The 16894-nt window shown below is 70.7% G+C and carries 10 protein-coding genes; 7 read left to right on the forward strand and 3 right to left on the reverse strand.

The window, feature by feature from the left end; genetic code table 11:
• The first annotated feature begins 353 nt into the window (after nt 1-353).
• The 5 genes from GA0115233_RS16180 (at nt 354) to GA0115233_RS16200 (ending at nt 5393) form a co-directional block, all read left to right on the forward strand.
• A complete protein-coding gene (locus tag GA0115233_RS16180; protein ID WP_093720924.1) occupies nt 354-1115 on the forward strand; it encodes a DeoR/GlpR family DNA-binding transcription regulator in 762 nt (253 codons plus the stop codon).
• 83 nt (nt 1116-1198) lie between these two features.
• A complete protein-coding gene (locus GA0115233_RS16185) occupies nt 1199-2554 on the forward strand; it encodes an ABC transporter substrate-binding protein (protein WP_176711801.1) in 1356 nt (451 codons plus the stop codon).
• Nucleotides 2555-2638: 84 nt separating this feature from the next.
• Complete coding sequence (locus tag GA0115233_RS16190; protein WP_093720926.1) at nt 2639-3598, forward strand: carbohydrate ABC transporter permease; 960 nt, start codon at nt 2639-2641, stop codon at nt 3596-3598.
• Nucleotides 3595-4407 (forward strand): carbohydrate ABC transporter permease, encoded by an 813-nt coding sequence (locus GA0115233_RS16195; RefSeq protein ID WP_093720927.1) that lies wholly within the window; start codon nt 3595-3597, stop codon nt 4405-4407. The genes GA0115233_RS16190 and GA0115233_RS16195 overlap by 4 nt, the downstream gene beginning before the upstream one ends.
• On the forward strand, nt 4404-5393 hold the full coding sequence (locus tag GA0115233_RS16200; RefSeq protein ID WP_093720928.1) for a zinc-dependent alcohol dehydrogenase family protein: 990 nt from the start codon (nt 4404-4406) through the stop codon (nt 5391-5393). The genes GA0115233_RS16195 and GA0115233_RS16200 overlap by 4 nt, the downstream gene beginning before the upstream one ends.
• A 51-nt stretch (nt 5394-5444) precedes the next feature.
• Here GA0115233_RS16200 and GA0115233_RS16205 read toward each other — a convergent pair whose 3' ends face one another.
• The gene (locus GA0115233_RS16205; RefSeq protein ID WP_176711802.1) at nt 5445-5963 is read right to left on the reverse strand and encodes a GbsR/MarR family transcriptional regulator; all 519 of its coding nucleotides are present in this window, start codon (nt 5961-5963) and stop codon (nt 5445-5447) included.
• A gap of 91 nt (nt 5964-6054) precedes the next feature.
• On the opposite strand from GA0115233_RS16205, the gene GA0115233_RS16210 reads away from it, so the two are divergent.
• Nucleotides 6055-6984: an ABC transporter ATP-binding protein gene (locus GA0115233_RS16210; RefSeq protein ID WP_093720930.1), complete on the forward strand. Its 930-nt coding sequence runs from the start codon at nt 6055-6057 to the stop codon at nt 6982-6984.
• A complete protein-coding gene (locus GA0115233_RS16215) occupies nt 6981-8588 on the forward strand; it encodes an ABC transporter permease (RefSeq protein ID WP_093720931.1) in 1608 nt (535 codons plus the stop codon). The genes GA0115233_RS16210 and GA0115233_RS16215 overlap by 4 nt, the downstream gene beginning before the upstream one ends.
• A 135-nt stretch (nt 8589-8723) precedes the next feature.
• Here the strand turns inward: GA0115233_RS16215 and GA0115233_RS16220 are convergent, their stop codons facing one another.
• Nucleotides 8724-9647, reverse strand: a complete 924-nt coding sequence (locus GA0115233_RS16220; protein WP_093720932.1) for an SDR family NAD(P)-dependent oxidoreductase — start codon at nt 9645-9647, stop codon at nt 8724-8726.
• 29 nt (nt 9648-9676) lie between these two features.
• Nucleotides 9677-16858 carry a type I polyketide synthase gene (locus GA0115233_RS42215; protein ID WP_093720933.1) on the reverse strand — a complete coding sequence of 2394 codons (7182 nt, stop codon included), beginning with the start codon at nt 16856-16858 and terminating at the stop codon, nt 9677-9679.
• Nucleotides 16859-16894 lie beyond the last annotated feature (36 nt).

Consider the following 16894-nt stretch of genomic DNA (forward strand, 5'->3'; position numbering starts at 1 on the left):
AGAGAGCAATGAGGACGGGTGCGTTCCACCCGTGCGGCACTCGCTGTGGCACTCGGGTCCACGCGGGTAGCGTTCGACCGGCCGGATCAGGACAGACACGAGCGGGCAGACTTCGGGCACGGATCCACGGCCGAGCGGGCAGGCGCCGCCCGCGCCCGAAGGCCCACTGAGGCCTCGGGCTGGGCCTCCCACCCCCGGAAAGCGGGCATATTCGGTCATCGGTGGCGCTACGGCGAACCTGGTCAGCAGTGGCCCGCGCCGGTAGAAATTTGGCCACCGGAACCCGACGGGACGGGTTGCGGAAAATCACCGGCGCGGGATCGCGCACAGAGCCGTGAAACGGAGGTGTCGCCGTGGACGCCGATGAACGAAGGCGCGGGATTCTGGAGACGGCACGCCGTTCTGGATCCGTGGATGTCGGAGAACTCGCAGCCGACCTCAAGGTCTCCCGGGAGACCGTGCGACGCGATCTCAACCTGCTGGAACGGCACGGGCTGGTCCGCCGCACCCATGGCGGGGCCCACCCCGTGGAGAGCGCCGGCTTCGAGACCACGCTCGCCTTCCGCACCACCATGCACGTCCCCGAGAAGGCGAGGATCGCCGCGGCGGCGGCCCAGCTGCTGGGCGACGCCGAGACGGTCTTCATCGACGAGGGCTACACCCCGCAGCTCATCGCCGCCGCGCTCCCCCGCGACCGGCCGCTGACCGTCGTCACCTCCTCGCTGGCCACCGCGGGTGCCCTGGCGTCCTCGGAGAACATCTCCGTGGTGCTGCTCGGCGGCCGGGTGCGGGGCGGCACGCTGGCCACGGTCGACCACTGGGCGACCCGTATGCTGTCCGGCTTCGTCATCGACCTGGCGTACGTCGGAGCGAACGGCATCTCCCGCGAGTACGGGCTCACCACCCCCGACCCCGCGGTCAGCGAGGTCAAGACCCAGGTGCTCAAGGCCGCCAGGCGCCGGGTCTTCTCCGGAGTCCACACCAAGTTCGGTGTGGCGAGCTTCTGCCGGTTCGCCGAGGTCACCCAGTTCGAGGCGATCGTCACCGACACCGGGCTGCCCGCCTCCGAAGCACACCGCTACTCCCTGCTCGGCCCCGAGGTCATCCGGGCCTAGCCGCAGTCAACTCCCCGATTTCCGCACCCCCGCAGGTCAGGGGGTCTGGTTCCGCACGCCCGAAACATCCCCTGGAGTCAGTCATGCGCACTCGAAGAATGATCCACGTCGCCGTCACCGCCGCGGCAGCGGGCTCCCTGCTCGTCGCCTGCAGCGGCGCGGGCGGCTCCTCGGCCTCCGGTGGGGACGGCGAGTCCATCAATGTGCTCATGGTCGGCAACCCGCAGATGGAGGACATCGCCAAGCTGACGAAGGACCACTTCACCAAGGACACCGGCATCGAGGTGAAGTTCACGATCCTTCCCGAGAACGAACTGCGCGACAAGGTCACCCAGGACGTCGCCACCCAGGCCGGCCAGTACGACGTCGCCACCATCGGCGCCTACGAGGTACCGATCTGGAACAAGAACGGCTGGCTGCACGAGCTGAGCTCCTACGCCGACAAGGACGCCAAGTTCGACAAGGCCGACCTGCTCAAGCCGATGGTCACCTCGCTGTCCGGCTCCGACGGCAAGCTCTACGCCCTGCCGTTCTACGGCGAGTCGTCGATGCTCATGTACAACAAGGAGGTCATGGAGGCCAAGGGCATCAAGGTGCCCGAGCGGCCGACCTGGCAGCAGATCGCCGACATCGCGGCCAAGGTGGACCGCGCCGAGCCCGGCATGCGCGGCATCTGCCTGCGCGGCCTGGCGGGTTGGGGCGAACTCGGCGCCTCGCTGACCACCGTCGTCAACACCTTCGGCGGCACCTGGTTCACCAAGGACTGGAAGGCGCAGGTCGACAGCCCGGAGTTCAAGAAGGCCACCAACTTCTACGTCGACCTGGTGCGCAAGCACGGCGAGGCGGGCGCGGCCCAGGCCGGCTTCACCGAGTGCCTGAACGCCATGAGCCAGAAGAAGGTCGCCATGTGGTACGACGCGACCAGCGCCGCCGGTTCGCTGGAGGACCCCAGCTCCAGCAAGATCGCCGGCAAGGTCGGCTACGCGTACGCGCCGACCGTGGAGACGCAGAGCAGCGGCTGGCTGTGGAGCTGGGCGTGGGCCATGCCCAAGACCACGAAGAAGGCCGACGCCGCCTCGAAGTTCATGCTGTGGGCCTCCAGCAAGGAGTACGAGAAGCTGGTCGGCGAGAAGCTCGGCTGGTCGCGGGTCCCGGCCGGCAAGCGGGCCAGCACGTACGCGCTGCCGGAGTACAAGAAGGCCGCCGCGTCGTTCGGTGAGATCACCCTGAGGTCCATCGAGCAGGCCGACCCGGCCAACCCCGGTGTGCAGCCGCGCCCGACGGTGGGCGTGCAGTACGTGGCCATCCCCGAGTTCCAGGACCTGGGCACCAAGGTGACCCAGGAGATCTCCGCCGCCATCGCCGGAAAGACCAGCGTGGACAAGGCACTTGAGGACGGCCAGAAGCTCGCCGAGGACGTCGCCAAGAACTACCAGTAACCCCCGTGCCGCCCGGCCGGGAGACCTCCTCCCCCGGCCGGGCCCCTTTCCCACTCCCGCCGACCATCGGCAGAGGAACCTCCCATGACCACGCTCACCGCCCCGCCCAGGACGGCACCACCGCCCAGCCGTCAGCGCACCAAGCAAAGCTCCGGCAAGTGGCGCCGCCGTATCCCACTGCTGCCGGCGCTCGTGTTCACGATCGTCGTCACCCAGCTGCCCTTCGTGGCCACCATCGTCATCTCCACGTTCCAGTGGAACGTCCTCAAGCCGGGCGAGCGCCACTTCGTCGGCCTGGACAACTTCACCTTCGTCTTCACCGACGAGCGGCTGCGCACGGCGGTCCTGAACACCATCGTGCTCACCGCGTCGGTGGTCGTCATCAGCGTGGTGCTCGGACTGGCCCTGGCGATGCTGCTCGACCGCAAGTTCGTCGGCCGGGGCCTGGCCCGGACCCTGCTCATCGCCCCCTTCCTGGTGATGCCGGTGGCGGCGGCGCTGCTGTGGAAGCACGCCATCTACAACCCCGACTACGGTCTGCTCAACGGCACCCTCAACGCCGTCTACCGCCTCTTCGGCGCGGAGAACGGGCCGACCATCGACTGGGTGTCGACGTACCCCATGCCCGCGGTCGTGATCTCGCTGGTGTGGCAGTGGACGCCGTTCATGATGCTGATCCTGCTGGCCGGTCTGCAGGCGCAGCCCGGTGACGTGCTGGAGGCGGCCCGGATGGACGGGGCGTCGCCGATGCAGACCTTCCGCTTCGTCACGCTGCCGCATCTGCGCCAGTACATCGAACTGGGCATCCTGCTCGGCACGATCTACGTCGTGCAGACCTTCGACGCGGTCTACACGATCACCCAGGGCGGCCCCGGATCACAGACCACCAACCTGCCCTACGAGATCTACCTGACCATGTTCCGCAAGTTCGAGTACGGCCAGGCCGCCGCGGCCGGTGTGGTCGTCGTGCTCGGTTCCATCGTGATCGCGACCTTCGCACTGCGCACCATCGCGTCGCTGTTCCGTGAGGAGGTGTCCCGATGACCGCGCGCCTGTCCCCCTTCTGGACGTTCATCGCCTGGCTGGCGACGCTGGCGTTCTTCGCCCCGGTGGCGTGGATGGTGCTCACCTCCTTCCACCAGGAGGCGGACGCGGCGACCAACCCGCCGAGCCTGTTCGCCCCCGTCACCCTCGACCAGTACAAGCTGCTGTTCGAACGCGACATCACCCCGTTCCTTCTCAACTCGGCCATGGCCAGCGTCATTTCGACGGTCCTGGTGCTCGCGCTCGCGGTGCCAGCGGCCTACGCGCTGTCCATCAAGCCGGTCAAGAAGTGGACCGACGTGATGTTCTTCTTCCTGTCCACCAAGTTCCTGCCCGCGATCGCGGCGCTGCTGCCGGTGTACCTGATCGTCAAGGACGCCGGGATGCTGGACAACGTGTGGACGCTGGTCATCCTCTACACGGCGATGAATCTGCCGATCGCGGTGTGGATGATGCGCTCGTTCCTCGCCGAGGTGCCCAAGGAGATCCTGGAGGCCGCCGAGGTCGACGGCGCCAACCTGCTGACGGTGCTGTGGCGGGTGGTCGCGCCGGTCGCCATGCCGGGGCTGGCGGCGACCTCGCTGATCTGCTTCATCTTCAGCTGGAACGAGTTCATGTTCGCCGTGAACCTCACCGCGACCAACGCCTCGACCGCGCCGGTGTTCCTGGTCGGTTTCATCACCAGCGAGGGTCTCTTCCTCGCCCGGTTGTGCGCCGCCGCCACGTTGGTCTCCCTGCCGGTGCTCATCGCCGGTTTCGCCGCCCAGGACAAGCTGGTCCGGGGCCTGTCCCTAGGAGCAGTCAAGTGAAGGCCGCTGTCATCGAAGCCCCCGGCAAGGTCACCGTCACCACGGTGCCCGACCCCACTCCCGGACCGCGCGAGGTCGTGGTCGACGTGGCGGCCTGCGGACTGTGCGGAACCGATCTGCACATCCTCCAGGGCGAGTTCGCGCCCACCCTGCCGGTCGTGCCGGGCCACGAGTTCGCCGGGGTGGTGGTCGGTCTCGGCTCCGAGGTCACCGAACTGGCCATCGGCGACCGGGTCGCGGTGGACCCCTCGCTGTACTGCAACGAGTGCCGCTACTGCCGGGTGGGCCGCAACAACCTGTGCGACCGGTGGCAGGCGATCGGCGTCACCGTCTCGGGCGGCGCGGCGGAGTACGCCCTCGCCCCGGTCGCCAACTGCGTACGCCTGCCCGACCACGTCGACGTCCAGGACGCGGCGCTGATCGAGCCGCTGTCCTGCGCGGTGCGCGGCTACGACGTGCTCAACAGCCGGCTCGCCTCGAAGGTGCTGATCTACGGCAGCGGCACGATGGGCCTGATGATGCTGGAGCTGGCCAAGCGCACCGGCGCCGCCTCGGTGGAGGTCGTGGACGTCAACCCGGAGCGGCTGGCCACGGCGGAGAAGCTGGGCTGCAGCCGAACGGCCCTGTCCGCCGACGAGTTGGGCCGCCCGGAGGGCTGGGACGTGGTCGTCGACGCGACCGGCAACGCCGCCGCCATCCAGGACGGCCTGGAGCGGGTCGCCAAGGCGGGCACGTTCCTGCAGTTCGGGGTCTCCGACTACGCGACCACGGCGACCATTTCGCCGTACCGCATCTACAACCAGGAGATCACCATCACCGGTTCCATGGCGGTGCTGCACAGCTACGAGCGGGCGGCGGACCTGTTCGCCACGGGTGTGCTGGATCCGCAGGTGTTCATCAGCCACCGGATGCCGCTGGCGGAGTACCCGCAGGCGCTGGAGCAGTTCGCGGCGGGCCAGGGTCGCAAGATCGTCGTGCTTCCCTGAATCAGCACGAAGAAAGAGGGGGTGCCCCGGGGCACCCCCTCTTTTTTCGCGTCAGTTCCCGGAGGCCCGGTGCTCCTGCCAGTCGACGACGATCTGTTCCAGCTTGGGCATCACGAAGAGACCGAAGTCCCGCATGTCCATCAGCCGGGCGCGGCCGCCGGTGTTGGACTCGGAGAGGAGTTCGATGTCCTCCATGGAGCCCTTGGCGAACTCCCGCAGCCACAGGCTGCGGATGGCGAAGACGTCGGGCCAGGGGTCCTCACGGACCCGGTAGAGGTCCCGGCGCGAGCCCGGCTGGTTCTCCCGGCTGATGAGGCCGATCCGCACCAGGCTCTGCAGCGCCGTGGACACGGTGCCGGAGCTGATGGAAAGAAACTGGCCGATCTCGGCGGCCGTCAACGCGCCGTTCGGGGACACCAGTAGAGCGGCGAAGACGCGGGCGCTCATCCGGGGAAGCCCCGTCTCGGCGAACCGGCCCGCCAGCCGTTCCACCGCGCGGGCCTCACCGTCGGTCGCCCACTGGGGGTCGGCGGACGCCTCGCTCGCTGATTCTGCACTGCCTGTGGACACGTGTAGGGCACCTCCTTCACACACCCTAACCAGCCACCCGGCATTCTTCCAGTTCTCGCAAATTTCGAAATATTCAAGTAGCGTTAAAATCATGACGCCTCCGATCTCACTCTCCTCACTGGTCAAGACGTTCGGCCCCGTCCGGGCCCTCGACGGGCTCGACCTCACCGTGGAGGCCGGGGAGGTGCATGGATTCCTCGGGCCCAACGGCGCGGGGAAGACGACCGCCATCCGTGTTCTGCTGGGACTGCTGCGCTACGACAGCGGCAAGGTCTCCCTGCTCGGCGGCGATCCCTGGGCGGACGCCGTCGAACTGCACAAGCGGCTCGCCTACGTCCCCGGCGATGTCACCCTCTGGCCGACCCTCTCGGGCGGCGAAGTCATCGACCTGCTGGGCCGGTTACGCGGCGGCGCCAGCAGGAAACGCCGGGACGAACTGATCGAGCGGTTCGAACTCGACCCGAAGAAGAAGGGCCGCGCCTACTCCAAGGGCAACCGGCAGAAGGTGGCGCTGGTGGCGGCGCTCGCCTCCGACGTGGAACTGCTCATCCTGGACGAGCCCACCTCGGGACTGGACCCCCTGATGGAGTCCGTCTTCCAGGACTGCGTCGACGAGGAGCGCGACCGGGGCCGCACCGTCCTGCTCTCCAGCCACATCCTGTCCGAGGTGGAGAGGCTGTGCGACCGGGTGAGCATCATCCGCAACGGCCGTACGGTGGAGTCCGGGACCCTCACCGAGCTGCGCCATCTCACCCGCACCTCGATCCGCGCCGAGGTCACCGAGTCCGTCGACGGGCTGTCCCGCCTGCCCGGCGTGCACGACGTGCGGATCGGCGGCGCCGACAAACACACGGTCACCTTCGACGTCGACACCGGCGACCTCAACACCGCCGTCCAGCACCTGACGACGCTCGGACTGCGCAGCCTGGTCAGCCAACCGCCCACCCTCGAAGACCTGTTCATGCGGCACTACACCACCGCCCAGGACGAGGAAGGCGACCGGGCGGAGGCCTCGCGGTGAAGGACTACGCCGGCACCTGGACGCTGCTGCGGCTCGCCCTGCGCCTGGACCGGGTCCGCGCCACCGCCTGGATCCTGGGCATCGTGCTGTTCACCACGGCGTCCGCCCAGAGCAACAACGACCTGTACAGCACCGCGGAGGAGCGCGAGAAGCTCGCCGAGACCGTCGAGACCAACCCGGCGATGCTCGCCCTCGGCGGACGCGCCTTCGACCTGACCACCACCGGCGGGATCAACGCCTACGAGCTGGTCGCCTTCGTGGCCACGTTCATCGGCCTGATGAGCATCCTCATGACGGTCCGGCACACCCGCGCCGAGGAGGAGAGCGGCCGCGCCGAACTCGCCGGATCCGCGGTCCTCGGCCGCAAGGCATGGCTGGCCAGTGCCCTGCTGCTGGTCACCGGGATGAACCTGGTCATCGCCCTGCTGCTCGGACTCGGCCTGCGGAACACCGACCTGCCCGCGGCCGGCTCCTGGGCCTTCGCGCTCGGCTGCGCCGGTGTCGGCGTCTTCTTCGCCGTCGTCGCCGGTGTCACCGCCCAGCTCACCGACCACGCCCGCACCGCCAACGGCCTCGCCTGCGCCGTGCTGGGCCTCGCCTATCTGCTGCGCGCCACCGGCGACGCGGCCAGCGCCACCGACGACGGCCCGTCCTGGCTGACCTGGCTCTCCCCCATCGGCTGGGCCCAGATGATGCGCCCCTACACCGACGAGGACTGGTGGGTGGGCCTGCTGTTCGTCGGCGCCGTCGCCGTCCTCGTCGCGGCCGTCGGCGTGCTGATCGGCCGTCGGGACCTGGGCGCCGGTGTACTGCCGCCCCGCCTGGGCCCCGTGGAGGCCGCCCCGGCGCTGCGCTCCCCGCTCGCGCTGGCCTGGCGGCTGCAGCGGGGCTCGATGCTCGGCTGGGCGCTCGGCTTCGTGGTCATCGGCGCCGCGTTCGGCGGGGTCGCGGACGGCATGGTCGACGTGGCCAAGGACAATCCCGACATCGACGAACTCCTGCGCGACCTCGGCGGCAGCGGCAGCATCGTGGACGTCTTCCTGGCCACCATCACCTCCCTGATCGCCGTCGTCGTCGGCGCCTACGCCGTCCAGTCGGCGCTGCGCCTGTCCGGCGAGGAGTCCGCCCACCGCACCGACCCGGTCCTGTCCACGTCCGTCAACCGGATCGGCTGGGCGGGCAGTCACCTCACCGTCGCCGCCCTCGGCTCGGTGGTGATGCTCACCTCGGCCGGACTCGCGGCGGGCCTCGCCCACGGCCTCAACAGCGGTGACGTCGCCGGTGAGGTGCCCCGCGTGCTGGGCGCCGCGCTGGCCCAGGTACCGGCCGTATGGACGCTGATCGGGCTGTGCGCGCTGCTCTTCGGGCTGCTGCCCCGCTACACGGCCGTCGCCTGGGTCGCCCTGGCCCTCGCCCTGGTCGTCGGACAGTTCGGGGAGGTCCTCAAGCTCGACCGGGCGATCATCAACCTGTCCCCCTTCACCCATGTCCCCGACCTGCCGTCGGCGGACTTCCGGGCCACACCGCTGCTGCTGCTCGTGCTGCTCGCCGCGGCGCTCGCCGCGGCCGGACTGAGCGGCTTCAGGCGACGCGACATCGCCTGACCCCCGGACGCCGCCCGCGCGGACACCGCCGGGCGGCCCCGCCGCTGCGACCCACATCCCCCGGGGCCGCGACGGCATCGGGGCCACCACGCGGGCTCCCCCGTCCCGTGTGGTGGCCCCGCTCATGTCCTCGCCTCAGTGGGTACGGCCGCCCGAGCGGGCCGCCTCCCGTATCTGGGCCGCGACATGCCGGGCGACCCGCCGGTCGTGCTCCGTCTCCGGCGGCAACGCCGTGAACAGCGCCTTGGAGCGGGCGGCCAGTTGCTCCGCGACGCCCCGGTCGGTGATGACGTACGGCTTCCCGGACCGTACGCCCTCGACCACCATCTCCCCCACGGTGTCCGGGGGAAGCCCGAGTTGTCGCAGATAGAAGTCCTGCTCGGACAGCAGCGTCTCCCGGTTCTCCCGCTGCTCGGCGGTGAGTCCCAGGTCGCCGGGGAGGCGGCGGCCCGCCGCCCGGCTGGTGGCGACCATGTTGGTGGCGACGAGCCCCGGGCAGAGCACCGTCACCCCGATGGCATGCCCCTCGTGCGCCAACTGCCGGGCGAGGCCCTCGGAGAGCCCGATCACCCCCGCCTTGGCGCCCTCGTACATATAGCCGCCCTGCCCGCCCAGCGGTGCCAGCCCCGCCGTGGAGGCCGTGTTGACGATGTGGGCGGGCTCCCCGCGCTCGATCATGCGGGGCAGGAAGGTCTGCAGGCCGTTGACGACACCGCCGAGGTTGACGCCGAGGATCAGGTCCCACAGCGCGTAGCTCATCGCTCTGACCGGGTAACTGCCGCCGACGCCCGCGTTGTTGCAGAGCAGTGAGACGGGGCCGAGGCGCTGCTCGGCCTCCTCGGCGACGCGGGCGAAGGCGTCGCGCTCGGTGACGTCCAGGGTGAAGGTGGCCACCTCGGTGATCGCCGACAGCTCACCCTCGGCCGCGGCCAGCGCGTCCGCGTCGATGTCGGCGACGGCGAGCCGCATGCCCTCCTTGGCGAAGGACCGGGCCAGACCCAGTCCGATGCCCTGGGCGCCGCCGGTGATGAAGGCGGCCCGTCCCGCTAGTTCGAGCACTGCGACTCCTCTCGTTCGTGGGTTGGATGTCATGACCGCTGGGGAAGGTCCCGCAGCCAGTCGTCCACCGCGTGGGCGGTCTCGGCCGCGTGGGCCTCCATCACGGTGAAATGGTCGCCGGGAAGCTCGATCGCGGTGTGCTCGAAGCCCCACTCGGCACGCCGCCGGTACTCCGTCGGCCCGATCGGCTCGGAGGCCCGCACCAGCAGAGTGGGGGCCGTCAACTCGGCCTGGTGGAAGTCGAGATAGAGGTAGCGGGCGCGGGCGGTGACCCAGGCGTCGCCCCAGTTCTCCCCCTGGTGCTCACTCTCGCCGACCCTGTCCAGCAGCCCGGTGAGCACACTGGCCGCCCACGGATCCACGTCGAATCCACCGGCCGTGTCCCACCAGTGTGTGTCGACCAGCACCAGGGCCACCGCGCCGGACCCCGTCTCCTCCAGGTGCCGGGCGACCGCACTGGCGATCAGACCGCCGCTGGAGTAGCCGAGCAGGGCGTACGGCTCCTCCCCGGCGTTCTGCCGGATCGACTCGGCCAGGGTGCGCACCAACGCGTCCAGATCGGCGGGCAGCGGCTCACCGGTCATGAAGCCCGGCAGGGCGAGCGCGGAGACACCGCGCCGGTCGCTGAGCGCCGAGGCGAACGGCAGGTACTGGTACACGCTGGGCTTCCAGGCGAAGGTCGGGAAGCAGATCAGCTGGGGCGCGCGCGGACCGCGGGCCAGCGGGGTGAGCTGTGGCAGCTTCGCCAGCTCGGCAGGACCGGTGAAGGAGTCCCGGAAGTCGGCGGCGGAGCGCAGCATCTGGCTGATCTCCGAGAACCGCCCTTCGTGGCAGGCCCGGACAAAGATCCCGCTCAGTGACTCCGGGTCCACGGGCCGGGATTCCGCGGGCGTGACCGCGACCGGCGAACTGCCTTGCGACAACTCCTCGGCCAGATACCGGGCGAGCGCCTCGGGCGTGCGGTGATCGAAGATCACCGTCGCGGGGAGGGTGAGTCCGGTGACTGCGCCGAGCCGGTTGCGCAGTTCCACGGCGGTCAGGGAGTCGAAGCCCAGGGCGGAGAACTCACGCGTCATCTCCAGCGCGCCGGGATCGCCGTGTCCGAGGACTGCGGCGACATGACCACGCACCAGGTCGCGCAGCGCCTCCTCCCGCCCGGCACGGTCCAGCCCGGCGAGCCGTCGGGCCAGCCCGGACGCCGACTCCGTGACGTCGTTGGCAGCTGTGCCACGGCGCCTCCTGGCGACGGTCGCCAACTCCCGCAGGAACGGCGGCACCTGCCCACCGCGCAGCCCCGCCGGATCCAGCGCGGCGGCCACCGCCACGGCACCGTCGGCGTCGACGGCCGCGTCGAACACCGCCAGCCCGCGCTCCGTGCTGAGCGGCAGCATTCCGCCCTGCGCCATCCGGGCCTGCTCCTCCTCCCCGATGCCACTGGTCAGGGCACTGGCCTCCGCCCAGTAACCCCAGGCGAGGGAGGTGGCGGGCAGTCCGTGGGCGCGGCGGTGGTGGGCGAGGGCGTCGAGGTAGGTGTTGGCGGCGGCGTAGTTGGCCTGTCCGGGGCTGCCGAAGACGCCGGAGGCGGAGGAATAGAGCACGAAGAAGGCCAGGTCCTCGTCCCGGGTCAACTCGTGGAGGTTGAGGGCTGCTTGGACCTTCGGCCGCCAGACGGTGCTGAGCTGGTCGGGGGTGAGGGTGGTGATCAGGCCGTCGGCGAGGGCACCGGCAGCGTGCACGATGCCGGTGAGGCGGCGGCCGTGGAGGAGTTCGGCGAGCCGGTCGCGGTCGGCGGCGTCGCAGGCGGCGACGGTGACTTCGGCGCCCAGCTCTTCGAGTTCCGCGGTGAGCTGCCGTGCGTTCGGGGCGTCGGGGCCCTGGCGGCTGGTGAGGAGCAGACGCCGTACGCCGTGCCGGGTGACGAGGTGGCGGGCCAGGAGGGAGCCGAGGGTGCCGGTGCCGCCCGTGATCAGCACGGTGCCGTCCGGGTCGACGGGCGCCGGTACCGTCAGGGCGACCTTGCCGATGTGCTTGGCCTGACTCATGAAACGGAACGCGTCCCGCGCCCGCCGAATGTCCCACGCCCGAACCGGCAACGGCTTGAGAGCCCCTTCCGCGAACAGCCGCATCAGCTCGGCCAGAGTCTCCTGGATGCGCTCTGCTCCCGCTTCGCTCAACTCGAAGGCCGTGTACTGGACTTCGGGGAGCTGCTCGGGGTCACGGATATCGGTCTTGCCCATCTCGACGAAGCGGCCCTGAGGGGCAAGGAGTTCGAGGGAGGCGTCCACGAACTCGCGGGCCAGGGAGTTCAGTACGACATCGACACGGCGACCGGCGAAGGCCTGACGGAAGCCGAGATCGCGGGAGGAGGCGATCCGGTCCTCGGACAGACCCAGACCACGCAGCACATCCCACTTGCCCGGACTGGCCGTGGCCAGGACCTCGGCGCCGAGGTGACGGGCGAGCTGGATCGCCGCCATCCCGACCCCACCCGCACCCGCGTGCACCAGCACCGTCTCGCCCCGCTTGAGCCCGCCCAGATCGACGAGCCCGTAGTACGCCGTCAGGAAGGCCACGGGGACCGTCGCCGCCTGCTCGAAGGACCAACCCTCCGGGATCGGCACCACAAGGCGGGCATCCGTTACCGCACGGGGGCCGAAGCCCTCGGTCATCAGCCCCATGACCCGGTCGCCGGGGGCGATTCCGGTGACGTCCGGAGCGACCTCCAGGACCACTCCGGCGCCTTCGCTGCCGAGGACGGACCGCCCCGGATACATGCCCAGGGTCAGTAGCACGTCACGGAAGTTGACCCCGGCGGCGCGCACGGCGACGCGGACCTGGCCGGGCTCCAGCGGGGCGTCGGCCTCGGGGGCCGGTACGAGGGTCAGTCCGTCCGGAGTTCCGGTGCCTGTGGCGTCCAGGCGCCAGGCCTCCGTGTCCGGGGGCGGCACCAGGGAGTCCTCCGTGCCGGGCCGCACCAGCCGGGGCACCAGCACGGTTCCGGCGCGCACGGCGACCTGGCCCTCGCCGGAGTCCAGGGCCGCCGTGACGGCCGCCGGAAGCAGTTCCACGTCCGCTCCTCCCGGCTGCTCCGCCGGGTCCAGATCGGCCAGGAGGAACCGGCCGGGGTGTTCCGACTGGGCGGATCGGATCAGGCCCCAGACCGGGGCGGCGGCGAGGTCGGTGAGGGTGTCGTCACCGCCCGCCGGGACGGCGCCCCGGGTCACCAGCACCAGTCGGGAATCGGCGAGCCCTTCGTCGGCCAGCCACTCCTGGACCAGGCGGAGAACGCGCGCCGTCGTCTCCTCGTCAGCCTCGGTCGCGGTGGCGGTGACCGCGTACAGGGAGACCTGCGGGGCGGGCACCCCCCACTCCAGGACGCCACGGACCCCCGCCACGTCGAGATACGCGTCCGCCGCCAGTCCCGCACCCTGAATCGCCGCACCCAGGCCGTGCGGATCGTCGCCGATCACGGCCCAGGTGGCGTGGCGTACGGCCTCGGGGTCGCAGGGCACGGGTGTCCAGTCGATCCGGAACATGTCGTGCGTCCTGGGCGCGCGGGCCGCCGCGAGCTGGGCCGGTGTCACCGGGCGGACCAGGAGGGAGTCGACGGCGGCGACGGGCGCTCCGGTGCTGTCGGCGAGGTCGATACGCACGGCGTCCGCGGAGTCGGCACGAAGGCGGACGCGCAGTCGGTCGGCGCCGGTGGCGTAGAGGGTGACGCCGTTCCAGGCGAAGGGGAGCCGTAGCGTGGCCGCTTCCTCCGGCGCCGGGCCGTCGGCCGGGGCGCAGCCGTGAGCGTGCAGGGCGGCGTCCAGCAGGGCCGGGTGCAGGCCGAAGCGGGCGGCGTCGCTCTTCTGCCCTTCGGGGAGGGCGACTTCGGCGAAGATGTCGGCGCCGCGCCGCCAGACCGAGCGCAGGCCCTGGAAGGCGGGGCCGTAACCGTAGCCCGCCTGGGCAGCGGCGTCGTAGAACCCGGAGACATCGACGGCTTCGGCAGCGGGCGGGGGCCACTGCTCGGCGAACCGCTCCCTGGTGGAGGGCTGATCGGGCAGGAGGGTGCCCTCGGCGTGCAGGGTCCATTCCTCGGCTTCCGTCTCGGCTCCGTCGGGCCGGGAGTGCACCGATACGGCACGTCGTCCGGCGCCGTCGGGCGGCTCGACCAGCACCTGGACCTGCACAGCGCCCTGCTCGGGTTCGGGGAGGACGAGCGGTGACTGGAGGGTGAGTTCGGCGAGGTGGCCGCAACCGACCTCGTCTCCGGCTCGGATCGCCAGTTCCACGAATCCGGTGCCGGGGAAGAGGACGGTGCCCGCGACGGCGTGGTCGGCGAGCCAGGGGTGACTGCGGGTGGAGAGGCGGCCGGTGAGGATGACTCCCCCGTCCACGGCCAGACTTACGGCGGCGCCCAGGAGGGGGTGGTCGGCTGCGGTCAGGCCGGCGCCGGTGACATTGGCGGTAGCGGCGCCGGACTCCAGCCAGTAGCGGCGGTGCTGGAAGGGGTACGTCGGGAGGTCGACGCGGTAGGCGGTGCGGCCTGCGTAGACGGCGGTCCAGTCGATGTCGGTGCCCTGGACCCAGAGTTCGGCGGCACTGGCGATGAAGCGGGCGCTCTCGTCCTCGTCCCGGCGGAGGGTGCCGACGACGGTGACCGGCTTCTCAGCGGCTTCGGCTATCGCCTGCACGCCCATGGTCAGCACGGGGTGGGCACTGAGCTCGACGAAACGGCCGTAGGACAACGCCTGTTGCACGGCCTCGGTGAAGCGGACAGGCCGGCGAAGGCCCTCGTACCAGTACGAGGCGTCCATCTTCGAGGTGTCGAGGACGTCTCCGGTGACTGTGGAGATCAGCGGGATACGGGACTCCTGCGGCGAGACCGGGGCCAGGGTCTCAAGCAGCCTCGCCTCGATGGCCTCCACCTGGGTGGAGTGAGAGGCGTAGTCGACGGGGACGCGTCGGGCTCGTACACCGGCCGCTTCCGCCGTAGCGGCGATCTCGTCCAGAGCCTGCGGATCACCCGCTACGACCGTGGCATCCGGCCCGTTGTAGACCGCCACCGAAACCCGCTCACCGTACGGCGCAACCCACTCCGCAGCCCTCTCCGGGCCGGTCGCCAGCGACAACATCCCACCACGACCCGCGAGTTCATCCCGGATGGCTGCTGACCTGAGCGCGACCACCCGCGCCGCGTCACCCAAGCTCAACGCACCGACAACCGCCGCAGCCGCAATCTCACCCTGCGAATGCCCGATCACAGCGGCCGGTTCGACCCCCAGGGACTCCCAGACGGATGCCAGCGACACCATCACCGCCCACAGCACCGGCTGGACCACATCAACCCGCTGCATCCACGCATCGTCATCGCCCCGCAGCACCTCCGTGAGCGACCAGTCGACGTAAGTCGACAAAGCCACCTCACACCCGGCGATCCGCGCCGCGAACACCGGCGACGACTTCAACAGTCCCCGCCCCATCCCCACCCACTGCGACCCCTGCCCCGGGAACACGAACACCACTCCGGCGCCCGAGTCCGTCCCTGTCGCTCCCGTGACGACATTGGGCGCGACGCCCCCGGAGGCCAGCGCGCCCAGGGCCGCAGCCAGTTCCGAGGGCTCCGAACCCCACACCACCGCACGGTGGTTGAGCTTGGCCCGGGTCGTCAGCAGGCTCCACCCGATGTCGGCCGGGGTGTGATCGGCGACGGTGTCCACGAGGCGCTGGGCCTGGTCGGCCAGGGCCTCGGACGTGCGGGCGGAGATCAGCCACGGGACGACCTCGGACCCGGTGAGTCCGCCCTCGCCGGGGACGGCGAAGGGTTCCGTCGGTTCCGGGGCGGGTGCCTGTTCCAGGATCACATGGGCGTTGGTGCCGGAGATTCCGAAGGAGGAGACGGCGGCCCGGCGTGGCCGCTCGTCGGGTGTCGTCCATTCCCGGGGCTCGGTGAGGAGTCTGACCTGGCCCGCCGACCAGTCGACGTGCGGGGTCGGTTCGTCCACGTGGAGTGTCCTGGGCAGGACGCCCGCGCGCAGCGCCATGACCGTCTTGATGATGCCCGCGACCCCGGCGGCGGCCTGGGTGTGCCCGATGTTGGACTTCACGGAGCCCAGCCAGAGCGGCCGGTCCGGGTCGCGCTCCTGGCCGTAGGTGGCGATGAGGGCCTGGGCCTCGATCGGGTCGCCGAGGGTCGTCCCCGTGCCGTGCGCCTCGACTGCGTCCACGTCGGCGGCCGTGAGTCCGGCGGAGGCCAGCGCCTGCCGGATGACGCGCTGCTGGGACGGGCCGTTGGGTGCGGTGAGCCCGTTGGAGGCACCGTCCTGGTTGACTGCCGATCCGCGTACGACGGCCAGCACGGGATGACCGTTGCGGACCGCGTCCGACAGGCGCTCCACGACCACGATGCCGACGCCCTCCGCCGGGCCGAAGCCGTCGGCGGCGCCCGCGAAGGCCTTGCAGCGGCCGTCCGCGGCCAGCCCGCGCTGGCGGCCGAACTCGATGAAGGTCGCCGGGGTCGGCATGACGGTGACACCGCCCGCCAGGGCCAGTGTGCACTCGCCCTGCCGGAGTGCCTGGATCGCCAGGTGCAGGGCGACCAGCGAGGAGGAGCAGGCCGTGTCCACGGAGACGGCGGGGCCTTCGAGGCCAAGGGTGTAGGCGATCCGGCCGGAGGCGACGCTGACGGCGTTGCCGGTGCTGATGTAGCCCTCAAGGCCGTCGGGGACGCTGTTCAGCCGGGACACGTACTCCGAGGACGGGGCGCCGGTGAAGACGCCCGTCGGGGTGGAGCGCAGGGAGTGCGGATCGATGCCCGCGCGCTCGACGGCCTCCCAGGAGGCTTCCAGGAGCAGACGCTGCTGCGGGTCCGTGGCCAGCGCCTCGCGCGGCGAGATCCCGAACAGTTCGGCGTCGAAGTCGCCGACGGCGTCCAGGAATCCGCCGCCCCTGACGTAGGTCTTGCCCTCGGTCTCGGGGTCCGGGTCGTAGAGCCCGTCCAGGTCCCAGTCGCGGTCCTCGGGGAACGGGCCGATGGCGTCCTGGCCTTCGAGGACGAGCTGCCACAGGTCCTCGGGCGAGCGGACGCCGCCGGGGTAGCGGCAGGCCATGCCGATGACGGCGATCGGCGGCAGCTCCTCCAGCTGTTTGATCCGACGGCGGGCCTGGCGGAGGTCGGCAGTCGCCCGCTTCAGATAGTCGCGGAGTTTCTCCTCGTTGTTCATCGCGGGGCTCCTGTGGACACGTCGAGCACGTCAGGT

The organism is Streptomyces sp. DI166, from assembly GCF_900091315.1.
In the GTDB taxonomy this organism is placed as follows: Bacteria; Actinomycetota; Actinomycetes; order Streptomycetales; family Streptomycetaceae; genus Streptomyces; species Streptomyces fuscus.